This window comes from Leucobacter sp. L43, from assembly GCF_016597785.1.
Classification (GTDB): domain Bacteria; phylum Actinomycetota; class Actinomycetes; order Actinomycetales; family Microbacteriaceae; genus Leucobacter; species Leucobacter alluvii.
In genome coordinates, this window is the sequence record NZ_JAENJG010000002.1 from 192492 (window position 1) to 211734 (window position 19243).

Here is a 19243-nt window from a genome sequence, read left to right on the forward strand (position 1 = left end):
CTCGTGGGTCGGAGAAGTTCGAGAGGCCCGTGCCTGGCTCACGCCGCGGCGACCGGCTCTGCTGCGGTGATGTCGAGGTGCCCGACGGCGCTCACGGCGACTGCGCGTCCCTCTGACAACTGATACTGGCAGCCGACGATGCCCAGCCGGCCAGCGGCCACGGCATCGCTGATGATGCGCGAACTGCGCAGCAGCTGGTTGACGGTCGCGGCGAGGTGCACGCGGCCGACGGCGTCGGCGTCGATGGCCGAGACGTCGACGTATGGGGTGTCGCGGTGCTCGCGGAGCCAGAGCTCCTGCACCGAGGGCAGGATCGGCGCGAGCGTGTTCTGCACCGCGATGGGAACAGCGGTGGGCTCCTGCTCCATCTGACCGATCGCCGCAGCGACGGCGCCGCACGAATCGTGGGCGAGTACGACGATCACGGCGACGCCGAGGTTCGCGACGGCGTACTCCATGGAAGCCGTGATGGATTCCGCCACCACGTGCCCCATGTTCCGGGCGATGAAGAGATCGCCGAGGCCGGCGTCGAAGATGATCTCGGCGGCGAGCCGGGAATCCGAGCAGCCGAAGAGCGCTGCGTCTGGCACCTGCCCGTTCGTGAGCTCGTTGCGGCGCTCGACGTCTTGCCTGGGATGCTGAGGGCCGCCGTCGATGAAGCGCCGGTTGCCGGCGACCAGTGCGTCCCAGGCCTGCTGCGGGGTGACTCTCGGGGCGGTCATTCGGTTCCCTTCGGTTCGGAGAGCGACTCGGCGATGTCCGTCGCCAGGTCGCGAAGCGTGGACGGTGCGTCGGTACCGTAGACGAGAATGGTGTCGTTCTCCCACTGCGCCTGAAGCGCGAAGAGCACATTGGAGTTGTCGGGATCCCGATCGCTGTGATCGTAGGTGATCCAGTCGAGGCCGCCGAGCGATTCGTTGCCGGTCGGAGCCTGCTGTTCGAGCTGCTGCGCGATCCAGACGTCTTCGACGGGGGCGCCGTCCGGGGTGAACGCCTGCGTCACCGCGGCATAGGCCTCGCGGCCCGATTCCGCATCGACCGTGGTGTAGTTGATCTGCCAGGCGGTGACGCCATCGCTGCCGCGTAGTTCGGCCTGCTTCGCCTTCCACTCCTCGGGCACCTGCGGAGCGGCGAGCTCTCGGCCCGCGCTCGGAGCCGCCTCGGTCGCGAGCGACGCGACGTTCACCTCGTGTTCCGCGAACCCGCCCGTGCCGCGGGGCACCATCAAGAAGATGACGAGCACCAGCCCGAGGCTCACGAGCAATGAGAAGACGAGGTTGTTGACCGTCTTGCGCTCCCGATAGAGCCGGCTGTCCCTCGCCTTGCGCGATGCGGTCTCGGCAGGGGTCTCGGGTCGGCCGAGCTCGGCGACCACCGCTGGCGTCTTGTGCTGCTTCGCCATCGGTTACGCGTCACCTCCGACGGATCCGTCGCCCGCGTTCTTCCGCGCCGCCTCGAGTCGCTGTCGCGCGCCGAGCAGCCATTCCTCGCAGCGCGCCGCCAAGCTCTCGCCGCGCTCCCAGAGCTGCAACGATTCTTCGAGGGTCGCTCCGCCCTGTTCGAGGCGGCTGACCACCTGGATGAGCTCGTCGCGCGCTTCCTCATACGAGAGGGAGGCGGGATCCGGAACCACCGTATCTGCCATGCGTACGAGTCTACCCGGCGCTCCTGACACCGATGTCGACGGAGTCAGCGTCGCGGCGGGGCCTCCTCGCGCTCAGCGCCGTCCGCCGGATCCTGGGCGACGGCGCGCTTGCCGAGCTTCGCCCAGGACGATCGGATCATGCGCTGGATGGAGCTGTCGAGGGCCACCGCGATGATCAGGGTGGCGCCGACGAGGATCGTCTGCAGGAACGGCGACGCCTGCATGAACACCAGACCGGCGCGCAGCACGCGGAAGAAGAGGAGACCCGCGACGACGCCGCTGATGCGGCCGACCCCGCCCTCGAAGGCGACCCCGCCGAGCAGCACGACGGTGAGCACCTCGAGCTCCAGGCCCGATCCGATGTTCGGGTTCGCCGACTGCACCTTGGCCGAGAGGAACAGGCCGGCGAGTGCGGCGAAGGCCCCGGTCGCGACGAAGAGGAGGAAGCGGGAGCGCGGCACGTTGACGCCCATGAGGCGCGCGGCGCGCTCGTTCCCGCCGATCGCCTTGACCGACTTGCCGAAGGTCGTGTGGTTGAGCACGTACCATCCGAGCGCGATGACCGCGACGAGCGCGATGATCTGAATGGGGATCGGGCCCACCTTCAACGTGCCGATGCTGCGAAACGCCTCGGGGAGCTCTGCGCGCGGAATGGTGCGCCCATCGGAGAGCAGGAGTGCGAGCCCGCCCCAGACGCTGAGAGCGCCGAGCGTGACGACGAAGGAGTTGAGCCGCAGGTAGGCGATCAAGAACCCGTTGAGCGCCCCGGCGGCGACTCCGGTGGCCACGGCGGCGATGAAGCCGAGCAGTGTCGAACCGGTCGCGCTCATCGCGAGGCCACCGGTGATCGCGGATGCCGAGGCGACCGAGCCGACCGAGAGATCGATGGTGCCCGACATGATGAGGAATGCGGCGGGAATCGCGATCAATCCGAGTTCCGCTGCCTGCAGCAGGATGCTCTGCCCGTTGGCGAAGGTGAAGAAGTTGGGGCGGAGGATGGAGAAGACGGCGACGAGCACGATGAGAGCGAGGAAGATGCCGTTCTTCGCGGCGAAGATCTTGAGGCGTTCGGCGTTCATGAGGGGTCCGTTCAGGCGCGGGTCGGCTCGGCGATGGCGAGGAGCGAGGTCAGGAGGTCTTCGTTGAAGGTGCTTGATCGTGGGACGTCGACGAGCCGATCGCCCAGCATCGTGTAGGCGCGGTCGCAGAGGCTCGCGATCTCGTCGGACTCGCTCGACGCCACGAGGACTGCTGCGCCGCGGGCGGCGGCGGCTCGCGTCGCTTCGACGATGTCGAGCTTCGCGCCGACATCGACGCCCTGCGTGGGCTGCGAGAGGATCAGCAGCGCGGGTTGGGCGGGGTACAGCCACCGAGCGAGCAGATGCTTCTGCCGGTTGCCGCCTGAGAACTGCGAGATCTCGGCATCGGCCGAGGGGCCGCGGATGTCGAGGGCGCTGCGGGCGCGCTCATAGACCTCAGCACCCGATTTCGCCGATACCCACCATCCACGAGCCGCGCCTGCCGAGTGCCACGGGAGCATGACGTTGTCGAGCGCGGTTTCAGAGGCGATGAGTCCTTCGGTGTCGCGATCGGGTGGGACGAAGAAGACGCCGCGCTTGATGGCTTGCGCCGGTGAGGCGAAGCGCACGGGCGCCCCGCCCAGCGTGTAGGGCTGCGGAGTCTTGGCCGCCCCCGCGAGCTGCGCCGCGATGTCGAACTGCTCGCCGCCGGCCATGCCGAACAGGCCGACGACCTCCCCGGCGCGTGCGCGAACGGCTCCGCCCGGAGTGTCGATCGCGACGACCTCGTCGCCGGGTGCGACGTGGGTGAAATCGAGCGAGCGCAAGTCGGGAACGAGCGCATCCGCGAGCTTCGCCGGCGTGAAGTCGCTCGACGGTCCGTCCACGACGAGACGCCCGCCGCGAAGCACCACGATGCGCGTGCACACCTCCATGATGTCTGGCAGGCGATGCGAGACGTAGACGACGGCGATGCCGCGCTGCGCGAAGCCTCTGATGAGGTCGTGCAGCGCATCGGTCTCGGCCCGGCCGAGCGCTGCGGTTGGCTCGTCGAGCAGGAGCACCTTCATCTCGCCCGAGAGCATGCCGCGTGCGATATCCACGAGCTGCCGTTCACCGAGTCCGAGCGCTTCGACCGGGATCTCGAGCGGAATGTCGGCCCCGACGGCCGCGAGCGCCTGGCGTGCCTGGGCCCGCCGCTCCGCGACCCGGGGAGCTCTGCGTGCGAGAAAGAGGTTCTCGAGCACCGACATGTTCGGGGCGAGCGCAGGTTCCTGATGGATGACGGTCACTCCGTGCTGGGCGGCCTCGCGCGGGGTCAGCCGCTTGTCGATGCGTGCGCCGTCGATGCTGAACGCTCCGCTGCTCGCATCGATCACGCCCGTGGTCACGTTGAAGAGCGTGCTCTTGCCAGCGCCGTTGTGGCCGAGCAGTCCGACGATCTCGCCGGGGGCGATCGCGAACGTGATGTCTTCGAGTGCGCGTGTCGCACCGAAGTCGACGGTCACGCCGGTGTACTCGAGCCGATACTGATGGTCGACCATGCGGGGGTCCTCTCGTCGCACGCTACGGGGTCATCGGGGCGCACCTCGGCCTCTGGGCGCCCCGATGGGAGTACTACTGGTTCGCGAGCAGGAAGTCCTCTGCGTTCTCGCTCGTGACCTCCGTGACCGGAACGGACTGATCCTCCACGGGTTCGCCCTCCGCCGCGTCGACGAGCATCTGCGCGTTCGCTTCGGCGAGCTGTCGTGCCGGGGCGATGTACGCGTACCGCCAGAACGAATCCGGCTCCATGATGACCTCGAGTTCGGCGTCCGTCGCATCGAGGTTGAGCAGGAGCATGCTGTCGTCGGTGGGCGAGACCCCCGAGTCGGTGAGCGCCTGGTAGGCCCCGAGCGCCGGGTCGTTGGCGATGGCGAGCCAGACCTTCGTGTCGGGGGCCGCGTTGAGCTGATTCTGCACGGCGGCGTACCCGTCGTCGAGGCTCAGTACCTTGTGCTCGGTGATGTCGAGATTGAGATCGGCCGCGTCGAGGGCGTCGAGCATGCCCTGGCCGCGGAGCCGCCCGAGATCGGTGTCGGGCCAGCCGAGGAAGGCGACGTCGACTTTCTCGTCGCCGTAGGTCTCCGCGATCCATTCAGCGGCCTTCTCGCCGGCCTTCTTGCCATCGGCCTCGTGATCGAGGGTGACGGCCGCCGTCACGCCATCCCACGTGCTGCCGTAGCCGAGGATCGGGATGCCGGCGTCGGTCGCCTGCGTCGTGACTGCGACCATCGCGTCCGACTGCACGGGGTACCCCATGATCGCCTTGATGTCGCCTCGGACGAGCCACGACTCCCAATCCTGCACCTGTGTCTGGGCATTCCACTTGGGGTCGTCGGTCACGAATTCGTAGCCGGCGTCGGTCACGATCGTCTCCATGAAGGGGAGCATGTCGTTCCAGATCTGGATGTCGAGACCGGCGAAGCTCATCGCGACGGCGCCCTTCGCCTCGGACCCGGATGACGCGTCGCCTCCGGTGCTGTCTGAAGTGCATCCGCTCAGTGCGAGCGCTGCGGCAGCCGCGAGTGCGACGCCGCCGGATAGTGCACGGGTGCGTTTCATGAGTTGACTCCTTCGTCGGGGTGCTCGGAGGGCACCGGCGCCCTCCGTTGTCGAGCCGACCCTGGCCCGCAGCGTCACTATGACAACACGTTTGAATCCCTAAAGTCAACGGGAAGAGTGTTTCATTTATGTTTCGACATTCAAATGGTGCATTTGTTTGTGGATCGTGAATTCTTGAGGCTATGGTGGGGGCCATCGGGACGCAGCGCCATCGGGCGCGGATCGCCGAGCGAAGCTGGAAGGACAACCGCAATGGAGCGCAGGACCGGATACGTCTGGCACGAACGATACGCATGGCACGACACCGGCACGCACGCCGGCATCTACCCCTCCGGGGGATACGTGCAGCCTTACCAGAACTTCGAGAGCCCGGAGTCGAAGGCTCGGTTCGCCGGCCTCGTCGAGGTGTCGGGCCTGTTGGAATCGCTCGTGCGGATCCCTGCGCGCGAAGTCGATGCGGCGGATCTGCTGCGCGTGCACACTCCGGAGCACGTGGAGCGCATCCGAACGCAATCCGAGCAGGCCGGGGGAGACGCCGGCGACGGGTTATCCCCGTTCGGTCGCGGAGGGTACGATCTGGCGCGCCTCGCGGCAGGCGGCACGCTGGTCGCGGCGGAGGCGGTGCTCGACGGCGTCGTCGACAACGCGTACGCGCTGGTGCGCCCTCCCGGCCATCATGCGGAACCGGACCAGGGGCGGGGATACTGCCTGTTCGCGAACGTGCCGGTGGCCATCGAGGCGCTGCGGGCCGCGGGGAAGGTGCAGCGGGTGGCGATCTTCGACTACGACGTGCATCACGGCAACGGTGCGCAGAAGATCTACTGGGATGATCCGAATGTGCTCACGATCTCGGTGCATCAGGATCGCCTGTTCCCGGTCGACAGCGGACTGGTCGACGAGCAGGGCGCTGGCGCTGGCGCGGGAACGAACATCAATGTGCCGCTGCCGGCGGGTTCCGGCGACGGCGCCTACTGGTCGGTCGTCGACGAGGTCGCCCGACCGGCGATCATCGCGTTCCAGCCCGATCTCATCCTCGTATCGAGCGGATTCGACCCGTCGGCGTTCGACCCCCTCGGGCGCATGAGCGTGACCTCGGAAGGCTTCCGCGGGATCGCCGAGCGGTTGCTCGCGATCGCCGATGAGGCGTGCGGCGGGAGGATCGTCTTCTCCCACGAGGGCGGCTACTCGGCAGTGCACGTCCCGTTCTGCGGCATCGCGGTGCTCGAAGTGCTGAGCGGTGTGCGCACGGGCGTCGAGGATCCGTTCGCGCTCTCGGTGGGGGGATCGCCGACCCGTGCACTCGCAGACTGGCAGACAGCCGTGATCGAACAGTCCGCGTCACTCGCGCGCGCGCTTGGACTCGTGGTCGATCGAGAGGCCGACTGACCGGGCCGGCGCCTTCGGCCGGATCGATTCGCGCACCGGCGATCAATCCGGTCGGCCTCAGCGCCCGTTCCGCAGCGGGAAGATCGGGCGATGGGTGTGCACCGAGTCGTAGAGGAACGTCTCGATGTGCGATACCCCGCGGATCTCCCGGATCTGCCGGTTGATGAGCGTGAAGAGCTCGCCGGGCGACGTCGCGTAGACCTCGACGAGGATGCTGAACCTGCCGGAGCCGAGCACGACGTAGCGAACGCCCTCGAAGGCCGCGATGCGATCGGCTACGGCGTCGATGTCGCCCGACACCTCGATCTGCAGGCTCGCGATACTGCTGAGCCCGACTGCATTCGGGCTCGTCACTCCGATCACGCGCACGACTCCGCGCTCCTGCAGCCGCTTCACGCGGGCGCGAGCGCCGCCCGGCGTGAGCCCCACCTCGTTCGCGAGGTCGGAGTAGCTCATCCGGCCGTCGCGCTCGAGCAGCACGATGAGCTGTTCGTCGAGCTCGTCGAGCACTCCGAACGGCTCGTGGGGCTCGGCCGAGTGGGCTCCATCGTCGGTCCCGGGCTTGCGCGCTTTCGCCATGACATGCAGTATCGCACGCTGAGGCTGGCGGGGATCGTGCTCCTGGTGCTCCTAGCGCTCCATCGCCTCGACGTCGAGGGCGCCACCGGCGAGCGAGAGTCTGATCGGAGCGCCAGCGACCGCTTCCGCGGGGTCGCGGAGCACGGACCCGGCAGCCCCCGAGTCGTCGATGACCTGCGCGATCGCGTAACCGCGCTCGAGCGTCGCCCGAGGAGAGAGCGCGGCGAGTCGTCCGCGCACGTCGGCGAGCGAGCGCGAGCGGTCCTCGATCGCGCGGTCGGCGAGTTCCGTGCCGCGAGCGATCCACCGGACGAGCTCCTCGGCGCGCTCGTCGATCAAGCGGTCGGGCGCCGCGAGAACGGGACGGCCGCGCAACTGCGCAATGCGATCCGTCTCGTGCGCGAGCAGCTGCCCGAGCCGCGTGGTGAGGCGGGCGCGGGCCTGATCGAGGCCGGCGAGCTCCTCGCCGACGTCGGGCACGATCCGCTTCGCAGCATCCGTCGGCGTCGATGCGCGCAGATCGGCGACCTCGTCGAGCAACGGGCGATCCGCCTCGTGGCCGATGGCACTCACGATCGGGGTCGTCGCCGCGCTCGCCGCACGGATCACGCGCTCGTCGCTGAACGGCAGCAGATTCTGGAAGTCGCCGCCGCCGCGAGCGACGACGATCACTTCGATCTCGGGATCCCGGTCGAGCGCCTCGATGCCTGCGGTGACCTCGCCGGCCGCGCGATCCCCCTGGACTGCGGCGTAGTGGATCGTGAACTGCACGCCCGGCCAGCGGAGCGTCGCGTTGCGGATCACATCTTTCTCCGCGTCGGAATCGCGCCCGGTCACCAGCCCGATGCGGCCGGGGAGGAACGGGAGGCGGCGCTTGCGGTCGGCGTCGAACAGGCCCTCGGCCTGCAGCTGCCGGCGCAGACGCTCGAGCCGTTCGAGGAGCTCGCCGATGCCGACGTGCGAGATGTCGAAGACCTGCACCGTGAGCGAGCCGCCCTTGACCCAGAAATTCGGCTTCACGAGGGCGACGACCCGGTCGCCGGGCGAGAACTCGCTCGACAAGCGCTGCGCGACCGAGCGCCAGACGGTGAAACTGATCGTCGCATCCTGGTGGAGGTCGCGCAGCTTGCCGTACACGTGACCGCCGCGCAGCTGCCACTGCGTGATCTCCCCCTCGATCCAGACCTGGCCGAGCCGGTCGATCCACGCGGCGATCTTCTCGCTCATCTCTGCGACGGGCCAGGGGGCCTCCCTCGTCGCGGGACCGGTGGAGGGTGCATCTGCCATGGCACCAGCCTAGTTGTCGGCGCCGGCCGCCTCCCCGGCGGAGACGCGCAGGCGGCGGCGGTAGAATCTGCCTCATGAACGACACCCAGGTGCGAGACCAGCGCACGATCGGGGCGCCCGTGGTGACGCTCGCGATGCCGCGCATGCGTCGGCAGGCCGGGCGGTTGCGCGATCGGCCCGTGCTGGGCGAGAAGAAGGTCATTCTCGCGGCGCCGCGCGGATACTGCGCCGGGGTGGATCGCGCGGTCGTGGCGGTCGAGAAGGCCCTCGTGCGCTACGGGGCGCCCGTCTACGTGCGCAAGCAGATCGTGCACAACGTGCACGTGGTGAACACGCTCGAGAAGATGGGCGCCGTCTTCGTCGAGGAAGTGGACGAGGTGCCGGAGGGAGCGCACGTCGTCTTCTCCGCGCACGGCGTCTCTCCTGCAGTGGTGAACGAGGCTGCCGACCGTGGTCTGCACGCGATCGACGCCACCTGCCCGCTGGTGACGAAAGTGCACCGCGAGGCGGTGCGCTTCGCGAAGCAGGATCTCGAGATCCTGCTCATCGGCCACGACGGCCACGAGGAGGTCGAGGGCACGGCGGGAGAGGCGCCCGACCGCATCACGATCGTGAACTCGCCCGACGACGTCGACGCGCTCGAGGTGCGGGATCCCGATCGGCTCGTATGGCTCTCGCAGACGACGCTCTCGGTGGACGAGACGATGGAGACGGTACGCCGCCTGCGCGAACGATTCCCGAACCTGCAGGACCCGCCGAGCGATGACATCTGTTATGCGACGCAGAACCGTCAGGTCGCGGTCAAGCAGATCGCGCCTCAGGCGGACCTCGTGCTCGTCGTCGGGTCGGAGAACTCGTCGAATTCAGTGCGGCTCAAAGAGGTGGCGCTGGAATACGGCGCGCGCGCCGCGTACCGCGTGGACTTCGCGAGCGAGGTGCGCCAGGAATGGCTCGACGGGGTGCGGACCGTCGGTGTGACGAGCGGCGCATCGGTGCCGGAGGTGCTCGTGCAGGAGCTGCTCGACGACCTCGCCGATGCGGGATACCGCGACGTCGAAGCCGCCGTGACCGCGGAGGAGGACCTCGTGTTCTCGCTTCCCAAGGAGCTGCGCCAGGACGCGGCGGGCAACCGCGATGCCCGCGCGCTCGGCGGACGCGTGCGCTGAGCACGACTGCGGGAGCGCCCGATGCTCGATCGGGCGCTCCCGGTCACGCTACGGCTGGCTCATCTCCGCGAGCGAGTCGAGCAGCTTCTGCATCGCGTTCGGGTCGGAGGCGGCGGTCATCAGCTCCGGGACGTTGACGAGCACGACGGTCGACACGATGATCGTGCCGATCACGACGATCGCACCGGCGGTGAGCGGCACCCAGAAGGCGAGCTTGCGCGCGCGCATGCGCTGGATCGAGAAGATGAGACTCACCGCGAAGATCGCGAAGATCGCGATCGCCGTCACGGTGCCGACGGTGCCGATCCACGACGGGACCGTGAAGTCCTCGAGCTCGAACGCCGACGCCATCAGGGAGAAGCTCGCCGGAAGGCCCATCATCGAGGCCGCGAAGTTCAGCGAGCCGAACATGCCGAGCACGAGCAGGATGATCGTGATGACGCGATCCGCGGTACGAGGCTTCTGCTGCGGGGCGCCGCTCGAGTACATCGGGGCCTGCTGCTGCGGAACCGGGTCGCCGGCAGACTGCGGTGCTGGAGCGCGGTACGGCTCGGGGTCGCGGGTCCCCGATGCGGGCAGTGGGGGAGGCACAGGCGCGACCGCTCCCGCCCCGTCGCCTCGAGCGCCCAGGTTGTGCGGTACGCCCGTCACCGGAGTGCCCGCGGGGTTGCGCGTGGGCGACGCCTCATTCGGGCGTGCGTCGTCGCTCGTCTCCGGCTTCCACTCCCACCCCTCCGGGGCCAGTTCACCGTAGGCCGGGCGCGGGCGATCCGCCGGGCGCGCCTGCGGCGCTTCGTCGTGAGGGAGTGACACTACGCGCTCACCGACTTCCCTGCGGAGCCGAGCTGCTCCGCGGCGACGGCGACGCGCGCCGCCATCGCGGACTCCGTCACCTTGCCCCAGGCGCGCGGATCGTACTGCTTCTTGTTGCCGACCTCGCCGTCGATCTTGAGCACGCCGTCGTAGTTCTTGAAGAGGTAGTCGGCGAGGGCGCGCGTGAAGGCGTACTGCGTGTCCGTGTCGATGTTCATCTTGATGACGCCGTTGCGCACGGCCTCCGCGATCTCCTCGGCGGACGAGCCGGACCCGCCGTGGAAGACGAGATCCAGCGGCTTCTCGCCGACGCCGTACTTCGCCTGCAGGCCCTGCTGGATCTCGGCGAGCAGCTCTGGGCGCAGCGAGACCCCGCCCGGCTTGTACACGCCGTGCACGTTGCCGAAAGTGAGCGCGGTGAGGTAGCGGCCCTGATCGCCGAGGCCGAGGGCCTCGACGGTGGCCACTGCGTCGTCGAGGGTCGTGTAGAGCTGGTCGTTGATCTCGTGGCTGACGCCGTCTTCTTCACCGCCGACGACGCCGATCTCCACCTCGAGCACCACGTTCATCGCGGAGAGGCGGGGGAGCAGTTCGCGTGCGATCTCGAGGTTCTCAGGCAGCGGAACGGCCGAGCCGTCCCACATGTGCGACTGGAAGTAGGGCAGCCCGCCCTCGGCGACGCGCGCCTCGCTCGCAGCGACGAGCGGCAGGAGGAAGTCGTCGAGTGCGTTCTTCGGGCAGTGGTCGGTGTGCAGCGCCACCGTGACGTCGTAGGCCTTCGCGACCTCTTCCGCGTACTTGGCGAACGCGATCGCGCCGCCCGCGCGGTTCTTCACCGTGTGCCCCGCGAGATAGTCGGAGCCCCCCGTCGTCACCTGGATGATCCCATCCGACCCCGCTTCGGCGAAGCCCTGCAGGGCGGCGTTGAGGGTCTGCGAGCTCGAGACGTTGACCGCGGGGAACGCGAACGCTCCGGTCTTCGCGGTGTCGAGCATGGCGGCGTACTGTTCCGGTGTTGCAACGGGCATGTGCGCTCCTTGACTTCGTAGGGGTCCGCTTCGTCGCACCAGTCTACGCGGTAGGGTTGCAGCTATGACTGAACCTGTTTCGCTGGGCGAATGGCAGCCCGACCGCAACCTCGCAATGGAGCTCGTGCGCGCTACTGAGGCGGCCGCGATGCGTTCGACACCGTGGATCGGACGCGGCGACAAACTCGCGGCTGACGGCGCTGCGGTCGACGCGATGCGTCGTTTCCTGTCGACGGTGAACATGCGCGGCACCGTGGTCATCGGCGAAGGCGAGAAGGACGACGCTCCCTGGTTGTACAACGGCGAGGTCGTGGGCAACGGCGAAGGCGCCGAGTGCGATGTCGCGGTCGACCCGATCGACGGCACCCGTCTCACTGCAGAGGGCCGCCCGGGCGCGCTCTCGGTGATCGCGGTCGCCGATCGCGGCAGCATGTACGATCCGTCGGCGGTCTTCTACATGGACAAGCTGGTGTGCGGCCCCGTCGGCGTCGGCGTCGTCGACATCCGCCGTCCCATCGGTGAGAACATCCGCGCGCTGGCCCGCGCGAAGCAGGTCGACGTGTCCGACATTCGCGTGGCGGTGCTGGATCGGCCGCGCCACGAGCAGCTCATCGCCGACATCCGCGCGGCCGGTGCCGGTACCCGCCTGCTCATGGACGGGGACGTCGCCGGTGGCGTGAACGCCGCCCGTTGGGATTCGAACATCGATCTCTGCGTCGGCATCGGCGGCACGCCAGAGGGCATCATCACGGCGTGCGCGGTGAAGGCGCTCGGCGGCGTCATTCAGGGGCGACTCTGGCCGAAGGATGATGAGGAGCGCCAGCGCGCGATCGATGCTGGCCACGACCTCGATCGCGTGCTCGAGGCGAACGATCTCGTCGCGAGCGACAACTGCTACTTCGTCGCAACCGGTATCACGGATGCCGAGTTCGTCGACGGGGTCAAGCGCAACGGCCCGTTCGTGCGCGCCGAGAGCATCGTCATGCGTGCGCACTCCGGCACCATCCGCCACGTCACGAGCGATATGGATCCCAACCGCTGGTCGTGATCGGGTGATGTCGGAGGGTCCGGGTGCAGCGCGCCCGGGCCCTTCGACGTTCCGCCACGGCGCCTGCGTGCGGAGTCAGATCTCGAACGGCGCGTCGGTGGGGAAGTGCTTGCGCAGACTGAGTCCCACGCCCTCCTCATCGTTCGAGAGTGTGCGTTCGACGTGCGGTGCGACGGTCAGCGTCGAGTCTGCGTTGCCCATGAGCACGCCGATGCCGGCGGCGTCGAGCATGGGCACGTCGGCCTCGGTGTCGCCGAAGGCGATGACTTCGTGCAGGTCGATGCCGAGGTGGGCGGTCAGTGATGTCAGTGCGGTGTGCTTGCGCGATGCGGTGACTTCGAGCACGCGGGCGGAGAAGTGCGCGAATGCGCCCGGCAGTTCGCGGTCGATCGCCGCCTTGATCGGTGCGAGGGCGTCGGGGTCGCCACGGAACATGACTTTGAAGACCGGGTCCGCTGGGATGGCCGGGGGCGTGCCGTCTCCGATCGTATTCGGCCAGATCGAGGTGTTGCGCGCTTCACGCAGCCCCCAGAATCCCATGTCGCTGACGTGCCACTCCGCCGCGGTGTAGAGCCCGACGTGAACGTCGGCTCCGGCGGCCGCTTCGAGCATGCGCGCGACGTCGTGACGCTCGAACGGATGCTCTTCGAGCACGACGAGCCGCTCGCCTTCACGCACTCGTATCGTGCCCCCGCCGAACGCGATGTGCGACGCCGGCACCCCGAGCTTGCGCTCGATGATCATGGAGGCGGCGATGGCGCGCGCCGTGACGATCACGAGCTGCGCCCCGGTCGCGACCACTCGCGCGATCTCGTCCCGTGTGAACGGCGTGATCTGCTTCGCGCTGTTCGTGAGCGTGCCATCGATGTCGATGGCGAGCAAACGGGGAGTCACCGAGGCATCAGCGCGCGGCGGGCTGGGAAACGGGGTGCGCGGGTGCGCGTCGGATGCCATGGTCATACGCTAACGCAACCGCCCGTCTGCATCTGGCGCACTGGAATGCTCACTCGTCGTCCCACAGGCTGCGCGTGGCTGATTCGGGCTCCGCGCTCGGTACGAGATCGTCGATCGCCTCAGCCGCGCTTCCGGTGGGCTCCAGTGTCTCCACTGCGCGCAACCGTTTTTCGACGGCGCGCGTGCGGCGCCCCGCCTCACTCACCGTGTTCTGCGCAGTGGCGAGCTGCTTGCCGAGTTTCTCCCAGACCTGGCCGTACTTCTGGAATTCGCCCTTGGCCGCGCTCAGCACCTGCCACACCTCGGAGCTGCGGCGCTCGATCGCGAGGGTGCGGAATCCCAATTGCAGGCTGTTGAGCAGCGACATCAGCACGGTCGGTCCGGCCACGGTGACCTGGAACTCGGACTGGAGCCTGCTGGTGAGACCGGGGCGTCGTATGACCTCGGCGAACAGGCCCTCCGTCGGCAGGTACATGATGCCGAAGTCCGTCGTGTGCGGCGGCTCGAGGTACTTGTCGCGGATGAGCTTCGCCTGCGTGATGATCACGCGCTCGACGACCTTGCTCGCGGCCTCAACCTCGGCGCGATCGCCGCGCTCCTGCGCTTCGAGAAGGCGCTCGTAATCCTCCTGCGGGAACTTGGAGTCGATCGGCAGCCAGACGGTCTCGTGATCTTCGCCGCGTCCGGGCAGTTTGACGGCGAACTCGACGCGCTCGGCAGAGCTCGGGCGCACGGCCACGTTCTCCGCGTACTGCTCGGGCGTCAGCATGTCCTCGAGCTGACGCGCGAGCTGCACCTCGCCCCAGCTGCCTCGATTCTTCACGTTGGTCAGCACGCGCTTCAGCCCTCCGACATCGGAGGCGAGCGTCTGCATCTCGCCGAGCCCTTTCTGCACCTGTTCGAGTCGATCGCTCACCAGCTTGAACGATTCGCCGAGTCGCCGTTCCAGCGTTCCCTGCAGCTTCTCGTCGACGGTCTCCCGCATCTTCTCGAGCTTCGCCTCGTTTCCCTGCCGCAGCTTCTCGAGTTCCTCTCGCAGCACCTGCTGCAGTTCCGCCTGCTTCGCCACGTGCACCTCGCCGAGGGTCTGCACGCGCCGCGCGTTCTCGTCGAGCGACGCCTTCAGGCGCTGCTGCAACTGCTCGCCGACGGCGACGCGCACTTGTTCGAGCTTCGCGTCGTTGGCCTCTCTGAGGTCGTCGAAGCGCGCTTCGACGCTCGATCTCAGTGCGTTCTGCGAGGAGAGCGCCGCCTGCGCTCCGGCGTGCACGCGATCAGTGATGGCGGAGAGCGATTGCACGATCTCGTTGCGCTGCGCGGAAAGATCCTGGCGGATCTCGCCGGAGACGCCGCGGAGATCGGCGCCGGGAGTCGACGCCGCCCCGCCCCGCCCCGTGCGTATGAGCACGGTGGCGAGCACGGCGATGAGGAGCAGCAGGTTCAAGCTGAGGAGCGTGACGGTCAGAGTGTTCATGTTCTCCCGGGTTTCTGGATCGAACGTGCGTTGCCCTCACGCTGCCGCATACCACCGACATTCGCGCGCATCACAGCTTCAGGGGGATCGCCTTCAGCTGCTGAATGCGCACCCCGGTCTGCTTCGCGAGCGCTGCGACCGAGTCGACGGCGTGCCGGCGCGCGGCGTCCGAGATGATCGCGGCGCACGCCTCGGCGTCCGCCAGCGCGTCGTGATGCGCGAATTCGCCGTAGCCGGCGGCCGCCGCCGAAAGCGGGAGCCGGTGCGATGGGATCTCGTACGTCTTGCGCGATATCTGCACGCTGCAGAGGTATTTCAGGCGAGGGGTAGGAGTGACGGTCTCTGCGCATGCCGCACGGATCACGCCCATGTCGAAGCTCGCATTATGGGCGACCGTCACGTCGTCTCCGATGAACTCCCGGAGGTCGGCCAGCTGCCCGGCCCAGTCGCGGGAGTCCGCGACCATCGCCGGCGTGATCCCGTGGATTCGGATGTTGAAGGGAAGAAAGGCCTCGTGGCCGGAAGGCGGACGGATCAGCCAGTGCACGCGATCCACCACCGCGCCTGCGCGCACTCGAACGAGGCCGACGGAGCATGCTGACGAGGGGTGGCTGTTCGCGGTCTCAAAATCGATGGCGGTGAAGTCGACGGGCACGGTTCAACTCTGTCACACGCCCCTGACACTCTCGGGCGCGGCCCAGCAGGGCGAGCCCGGACCCGCGAGGCGCGGCGCTCAGTGCGAGAATGGGAGCGTCAGCGCGTCGGATCATCAGAGCATCAGTCGAACCGGAGGCATCCCATGGCCGAGCACCGCATCTACTCGACGAGTTTCGCGAGCGTCTACGTGCACTACGTCGCCAAAGCTGAGCGCAAGGGGCACACGCGAGGCGAGGTCGATCAGGTCATCGGCTGGCTCACGGGCTACGACGCGGACGATCTCGAGCGCATCGTCGCCGACGAGACGGACTTCCGCACCTTCTTCGCCGAGGCGCCGCGCATGAATCCGAACGCGAGTCTGATCACCGGTCTGATCTGCGGCATCCGCGTCGAGGAGATCGACGATCCGCTGATGCAGCAGATCCGCTACATGGACAAGCTCGTCGACGAAGTGGCTCGCGGCAAGAAGATGACGTCCATTCTGCGCGGCACTCCCGCCTGAGGCTTTCGCCTCGCCGCCGCACCGCCGAGGTTGTCACCGGCACCGGCACCGGCACCGGCACCGGCACCGTCGCTCAGGGCGGCCAGAGCCGCGTAGACTCGTCTCCCGTGGCTCTAACTATCGGCATCGTAGGTCTTCCCAACGTCGGCAAATCGACACTGTTCAACGCGTTGACGCAGAACGACGCGCTCGCGGCGAATTATCCGTTCGCGACGATCGAACCGAACATCGGCGTCGTGAACCTGCCCGACCGTCGGCTCGACGTGCTGGCCGAGATCTTCGGCTCGGAGCGCATCCTCCCGGCTCCGGTCAGCTTCGTGGACATCGCCGGCATCGTGCGCGGCGCGAGCGAGGGCGAAGGGCTCGGCAACCAGTTCCTCGCGAACATCCGCGAAGCCGATGCGATCGCCCAGGTCGTGCGCGGATTCTCCGACCCCGACGTGATTCACGTCGACGGCGCGGTGAATCCCGCGAGCGATATGGAGACGATCAACACCGAACTCATCATCGCCGATCTCCAGACCGTCGAGAAGGCGCTCGTGCGCTTCGAGAAAGAGCTGAAGAACAAGAAGATCGACCCCTCGGTCGTCGAGACGGCGAAGGCGGCTCAGGCCGCGCTGAACGAGGGCAAGGTGCTGTCGCAGGCCGGCCTCGATCTCGAGCCGATCAAGGAGCTCGGCCTCCTCACCGCGAAGCCGTTCCTCTACGTCTTCAACGTCGACGAGTCGGTGCTGCAGGATCAGGCGCAGCTCGACCAGCTGGCATCCCTCGTCGCGCCGGCGCACGCCATCTTCCTGGACGCGAAGATCGAGAGCGAACTCATCGAGCTGGACGCCGAGGACGCGGCCGAGCTGCTCGCCTCGATCGGTCAGGAGGAGAGCGGCCTCGATCAGCTCGCGCGCGTCGGCTTCGAGACGCTGGGGCTGCAGACCTACCTGACGGCTGGACCCAAGGAAGCCCGTGCCTGGACGATCAAGCGAGGCGCCACGGCGCCGCAGGCGGCCGGCGCGATCCACACCGACTTCGAGAAGGGCTTCATCAAGGGCGAGATCATCTCGTTCGAGGACCTCGTCGAGGCCGGTTCGGTCGCAGAGGCCCGCGCCAAGGGCAAGGCGCGCATGGAGGGCAAGGACTACGTCATGCAGGACGGCGACGTCTGCGAGTGGCGCTTCAACGTCTGACAGTACGGGAGGCTACCGAGCACCCATTCGGTGAGATCCTGGCTCCGTCGTCGCTCATAACCCCTGACGTTGAGAGTTCTCCACAGATCATCACATTCCGGCTCGGCATCTTCACGCAGGGATTGAGACTCGATCCATGGGTATCAGATATTACGCATATGCATTCGACCATGGGCTGAGGGACCGGGCTCGGGACGATCCCCGTAGCCTGATCGCAAGCGACCCGCTCGCCGACGCGTGGGGGCTTGTGCCGCACGCGACCGTCAGTCACGCCACCTTTGAGCAAACGGTGTCTCACCGGGACATGCTCTATCTCGACAAGGCTTGGCGAGAGCTGCAGCTGCTTACTGGTCCGTGGAGACTCGAAGGCACTGCGAGACCGGCCTTTGCGATGTTCGAGGGAGAGGTGGCGATGCGCGAGATGAGGTGTGCATGATGCACTTCTTGCAACGTGCGCACGAGTTCGTGGCCGGGCTCGTTGCAGATGGCCGAGGCATGGTCTACATGATCGGTTAAGCCTTCGCAGGTCCCAGGAAACTGTCTGGGTTCGCGCGATCATTCGATGACGGAAGATCGAGACGCGCAATACGCTCGTTTACTTGAGCGCGCCTGCCGAGTTAATGTTAACAAATTTGCTTAACTTCGAGTTAACATTATCGTATGCGCGATGCGACTGATAACCCCTTCACACCCGGGTCCGACACACTGCCCGAGGTGTGGGCAGGGCGAGCGGCGCAACTGCGCGACTGGACGGATATCGTGAGGCCTCGGCTCCTCGCCGGACTTCCGGAGCGAGGGCGCACGATCGTCGGCGAACCCGGTCTGGGGAAATCGACGCTGGTGCGCAGGATCGCTGCTCGTGCCGAAGCGGACGGGGCATGGGTCACGCCCCAGGTGCGGCTGCCCGCCGGCGCCGATCCGTTGAAGGCCGTCGCCACCGCCGTGCTGCGCCTCGCCGACTTCGCCGGACTCTCCGCATCGCGCGAGCGCCGCATCGCCGAGGTGCTCGACCGGGTGCGGCAGGTCGCCGCGAGCGGAATCTCGCTCACCATCGACCGAACAGCCGGCCCCGAACCCTACACGGCGCTCACCGACCTCTTGGTCGCGGTGGGCACCGCCGCGGTGCGGGCCCGCACCGTCGTGTTGATCCACATCGATGAGATCCAGAACGTCACCGATGAGAACGCCCTGTCGCAGCTGCTCATCAGTCTGGGCGACGCGATCACGGCCACGATCCGCACGGATCTGCCGGGCGGCGAGGTGCGCGACCGTTCGCTCCCGATCGCCGTATACCTGACCGGGCTGCCGGAGTTCGCGGAGAAAGCCTCCTCGCGCACCGGGGCGACGTTCGCTCGACGCTTTGCGACGACCACGCTCGAACCGATCTCAGACGGTGAGATCCGTCTCGCTCTCGCGCCCTTCATCGACCCTGGATGGTCAGTGCCGGACGGGGCGGGCGGGATGACCGCCGTGCGCATGACCGCAGACGCAGTCGAAGCGCTCGTCGCCTTGTGCCACGGTGAACCGTTCCTGTTCCAGCTCGCCGGCGAGCGCGCCTGGTACGCCGGTCACAGCGCGGTGATCAGTCGCGAGGACGTGCTGATGGGCTGGGAGGCGGCGAAGCACGAGGCCGTGGCGCACGTCGAGAGGATCCTCGATCGCCTTCCTGCGAAAGAACGCGAATTCATCGAGTACATGGCAGCAGCGGAGCCCGGCCAGCGCACCGCGACGGCGATTGCGAAATCGATGGGTTACAGTCGCGCCGCGAACGTCGGTCCGTTCGCGCAGCGCCTCGACACCGTCCGGGGCATCGTTTCGCGGGGTCGACGCTACGCCTTCCGCCATCGGGCGCTCGAGGCCTACCTGACCTCCAATTGGCCGGAGCAGGGCTGACTCGACT

19 protein-coding genes are annotated in these 19243 nt (G+C 67.7%); 6 read left to right on the forward strand and 13 right to left on the reverse strand.

The window, feature by feature from the left end:
- Positions 1-38 precede the first annotated feature (38 nt).
- The 6 genes from JE033_RS10135 to JE033_RS10160 form a co-directional block, all read right to left on the reverse strand.
- Complete coding sequence (locus JE033_RS10135; RefSeq protein ID WP_090150916.1) at positions 39-722, reverse strand: carbonic anhydrase; 684 nt, start codon at positions 720-722, stop codon at positions 39-41.
- Positions 719-1402 carry a DUF4245 family protein gene (locus JE033_RS10140; protein ID WP_200331369.1) on the reverse strand — a complete coding sequence of 228 codons (684 nt, stop codon included), beginning with the start codon at positions 1400-1402 and terminating at the stop codon, positions 719-721. Before JE033_RS10140 ends, JE033_RS10135 begins: the two co-directional genes overlap by 4 nt.
- A 3-nt stretch (positions 1403-1405) precedes the next feature.
- The gene (locus JE033_RS10145) at positions 1406-1645 is read right to left on the reverse strand and encodes an exodeoxyribonuclease VII small subunit (protein WP_200331371.1); all 240 of its coding nucleotides are present in this window, start codon (positions 1643-1645) and stop codon (positions 1406-1408) included.
- A 44-nt stretch (positions 1646-1689) separates the two neighbouring features.
- The gene (locus JE033_RS10150; RefSeq protein ID WP_200331373.1) at positions 1690-2724 is read right to left on the reverse strand and encodes an ABC transporter permease; all 1035 of its coding nucleotides are present in this window, start codon (positions 2722-2724) and stop codon (positions 1690-1692) included.
- Positions 2725-2735: 11 nt separating this feature from the next.
- Complete coding sequence (locus tag JE033_RS10155; RefSeq protein WP_200331375.1) at positions 2736-4208, reverse strand: ATP-binding cassette domain-containing protein; 1473 nt, start codon at positions 4206-4208, stop codon at positions 2736-2738.
- 73 nt (positions 4209-4281) lie between these two features.
- Positions 4282-5268 carry a sugar ABC transporter substrate-binding protein gene (locus JE033_RS10160; RefSeq protein ID WP_090150901.1) on the reverse strand — a complete coding sequence of 329 codons (987 nt, stop codon included), beginning with the start codon at positions 5266-5268 and terminating at the stop codon, positions 4282-4284.
- Between the two features lie 252 nt (positions 5269-5520).
- Here JE033_RS10160 and JE033_RS10165 point away from each other — a divergent pair, with 252 nt between their 5' ends.
- Positions 5521-6654: a class II histone deacetylase gene (locus tag JE033_RS10165; RefSeq protein ID WP_200331377.1), complete on the forward strand. Its 1134-nt coding sequence runs from the start codon at positions 5521-5523 to the stop codon at positions 6652-6654.
- Between the two features lie 57 nt (positions 6655-6711).
- Here JE033_RS10165 and JE033_RS10170 read toward each other — a convergent pair whose 3' ends face one another.
- Together JE033_RS10170 and xseA are read right to left on the reverse strand one after the other, a co-directional pair.
- Positions 6712-7233 (reverse strand): Lrp/AsnC family transcriptional regulator, encoded by a 522-nt coding sequence (locus JE033_RS10170; RefSeq protein WP_090150895.1) that lies wholly within the window; start codon positions 7231-7233, stop codon positions 6712-6714.
- Between the two features lie 51 nt (positions 7234-7284).
- A complete protein-coding gene (gene xseA, locus JE033_RS10175; RefSeq protein WP_090150890.1) occupies positions 7285-8520 on the reverse strand; it encodes an exodeoxyribonuclease VII large subunit in 1236 nt (411 codons plus the stop codon).
- Between the two features lie 134 nt (positions 8521-8654).
- Here xseA and JE033_RS10180 point away from each other — a divergent pair, with 134 nt between their 5' ends.
- Complete coding sequence (locus JE033_RS10180) at positions 8655-9686, forward strand: 4-hydroxy-3-methylbut-2-enyl diphosphate reductase (protein WP_200331899.1); 1032 nt, start codon at positions 8655-8657, stop codon at positions 9684-9686.
- A gap of 48 nt (positions 9687-9734) precedes the next feature.
- Here the strand turns inward: JE033_RS10180 and JE033_RS10185 are convergent, their stop codons facing one another.
- Together JE033_RS10185 and fbaA are read right to left on the reverse strand one after the other, a co-directional pair.
- Positions 9735-10499, reverse strand: a complete 765-nt coding sequence (locus JE033_RS10185; RefSeq protein ID WP_200331379.1) for a DUF6264 family protein — start codon at positions 10497-10499, stop codon at positions 9735-9737.
- The gene (fbaA, locus tag JE033_RS10190; protein ID WP_090150884.1) at positions 10499-11527 is read right to left on the reverse strand and encodes a class II fructose-bisphosphate aldolase; all 1029 of its coding nucleotides are present in this window, start codon (positions 11525-11527) and stop codon (positions 10499-10501) included. The genes JE033_RS10185 and fbaA overlap by 1 nt, the downstream gene beginning before the upstream one ends.
- A 64-nt stretch (positions 11528-11591) precedes the next feature.
- Between fbaA and glpX the strand changes: the two genes are divergently transcribed.
- On the forward strand, positions 11592-12575 hold the full coding sequence (glpX, locus tag JE033_RS10195; RefSeq protein ID WP_090150878.1) for a class II fructose-bisphosphatase: 984 nt from the start codon (positions 11592-11594) through the stop codon (positions 12573-12575).
- 75 nt (positions 12576-12650) lie between these two features.
- On the opposite strand, the gene JE033_RS10200 is transcribed toward glpX, so the two are convergent.
- The 3 genes from JE033_RS10200 to JE033_RS10210 all read right to left on the reverse strand — a co-directional run bounded on the left by JE033_RS10200 (position 12651) and on the right by JE033_RS10210 (position 15658).
- Entirely contained in the window at positions 12651-13529 is an 879-nt protein-coding gene (locus JE033_RS10200; protein WP_200331381.1) for an HAD hydrolase family protein, read from the reverse strand.
- Between the two features lie 49 nt (positions 13530-13578).
- On the reverse strand, positions 13579-15003 hold the full coding sequence (gene rmuC / locus JE033_RS10205; RefSeq protein WP_200331383.1) for a DNA recombination protein RmuC: 1425 nt from the start codon (positions 15001-15003) through the stop codon (positions 13579-13581).
- A gap of 70 nt (positions 15004-15073) precedes the next feature.
- Positions 15074-15658 (reverse strand): 3'-5' exonuclease, encoded by a 585-nt coding sequence (locus tag JE033_RS10210; RefSeq protein ID WP_090150868.1) that lies wholly within the window; start codon positions 15656-15658, stop codon positions 15074-15076.
- A gap of 144 nt (positions 15659-15802) precedes the next feature.
- Between JE033_RS10210 and JE033_RS10215 the strand changes: the two genes are divergently transcribed.
- From JE033_RS10215 to JE033_RS10225, 3 genes are all read left to right on the forward strand, one after another.
- A complete protein-coding gene (locus tag JE033_RS10215; protein WP_200331385.1) occupies positions 15803-16162 on the forward strand; it encodes a DUF2200 domain-containing protein in 360 nt (119 codons plus the stop codon).
- A 107-nt stretch (positions 16163-16269) separates the two neighbouring features.
- Complete coding sequence (ychF, locus tag JE033_RS10220; RefSeq protein WP_090150862.1) at positions 16270-17343, forward strand: redox-regulated ATPase YchF; 1074 nt, start codon at positions 16270-16272, stop codon at positions 17341-17343.
- Positions 17344-18003: 660 nt separating this feature from the next.
- On the forward strand, positions 18004-19236 hold the full coding sequence (locus JE033_RS10225; protein ID WP_090150812.1) for an ATP-binding protein: 1233 nt from the start codon (positions 18004-18006) through the stop codon (positions 19234-19236).
- Positions 19237-19243: the final 7 nt, after the last annotated feature.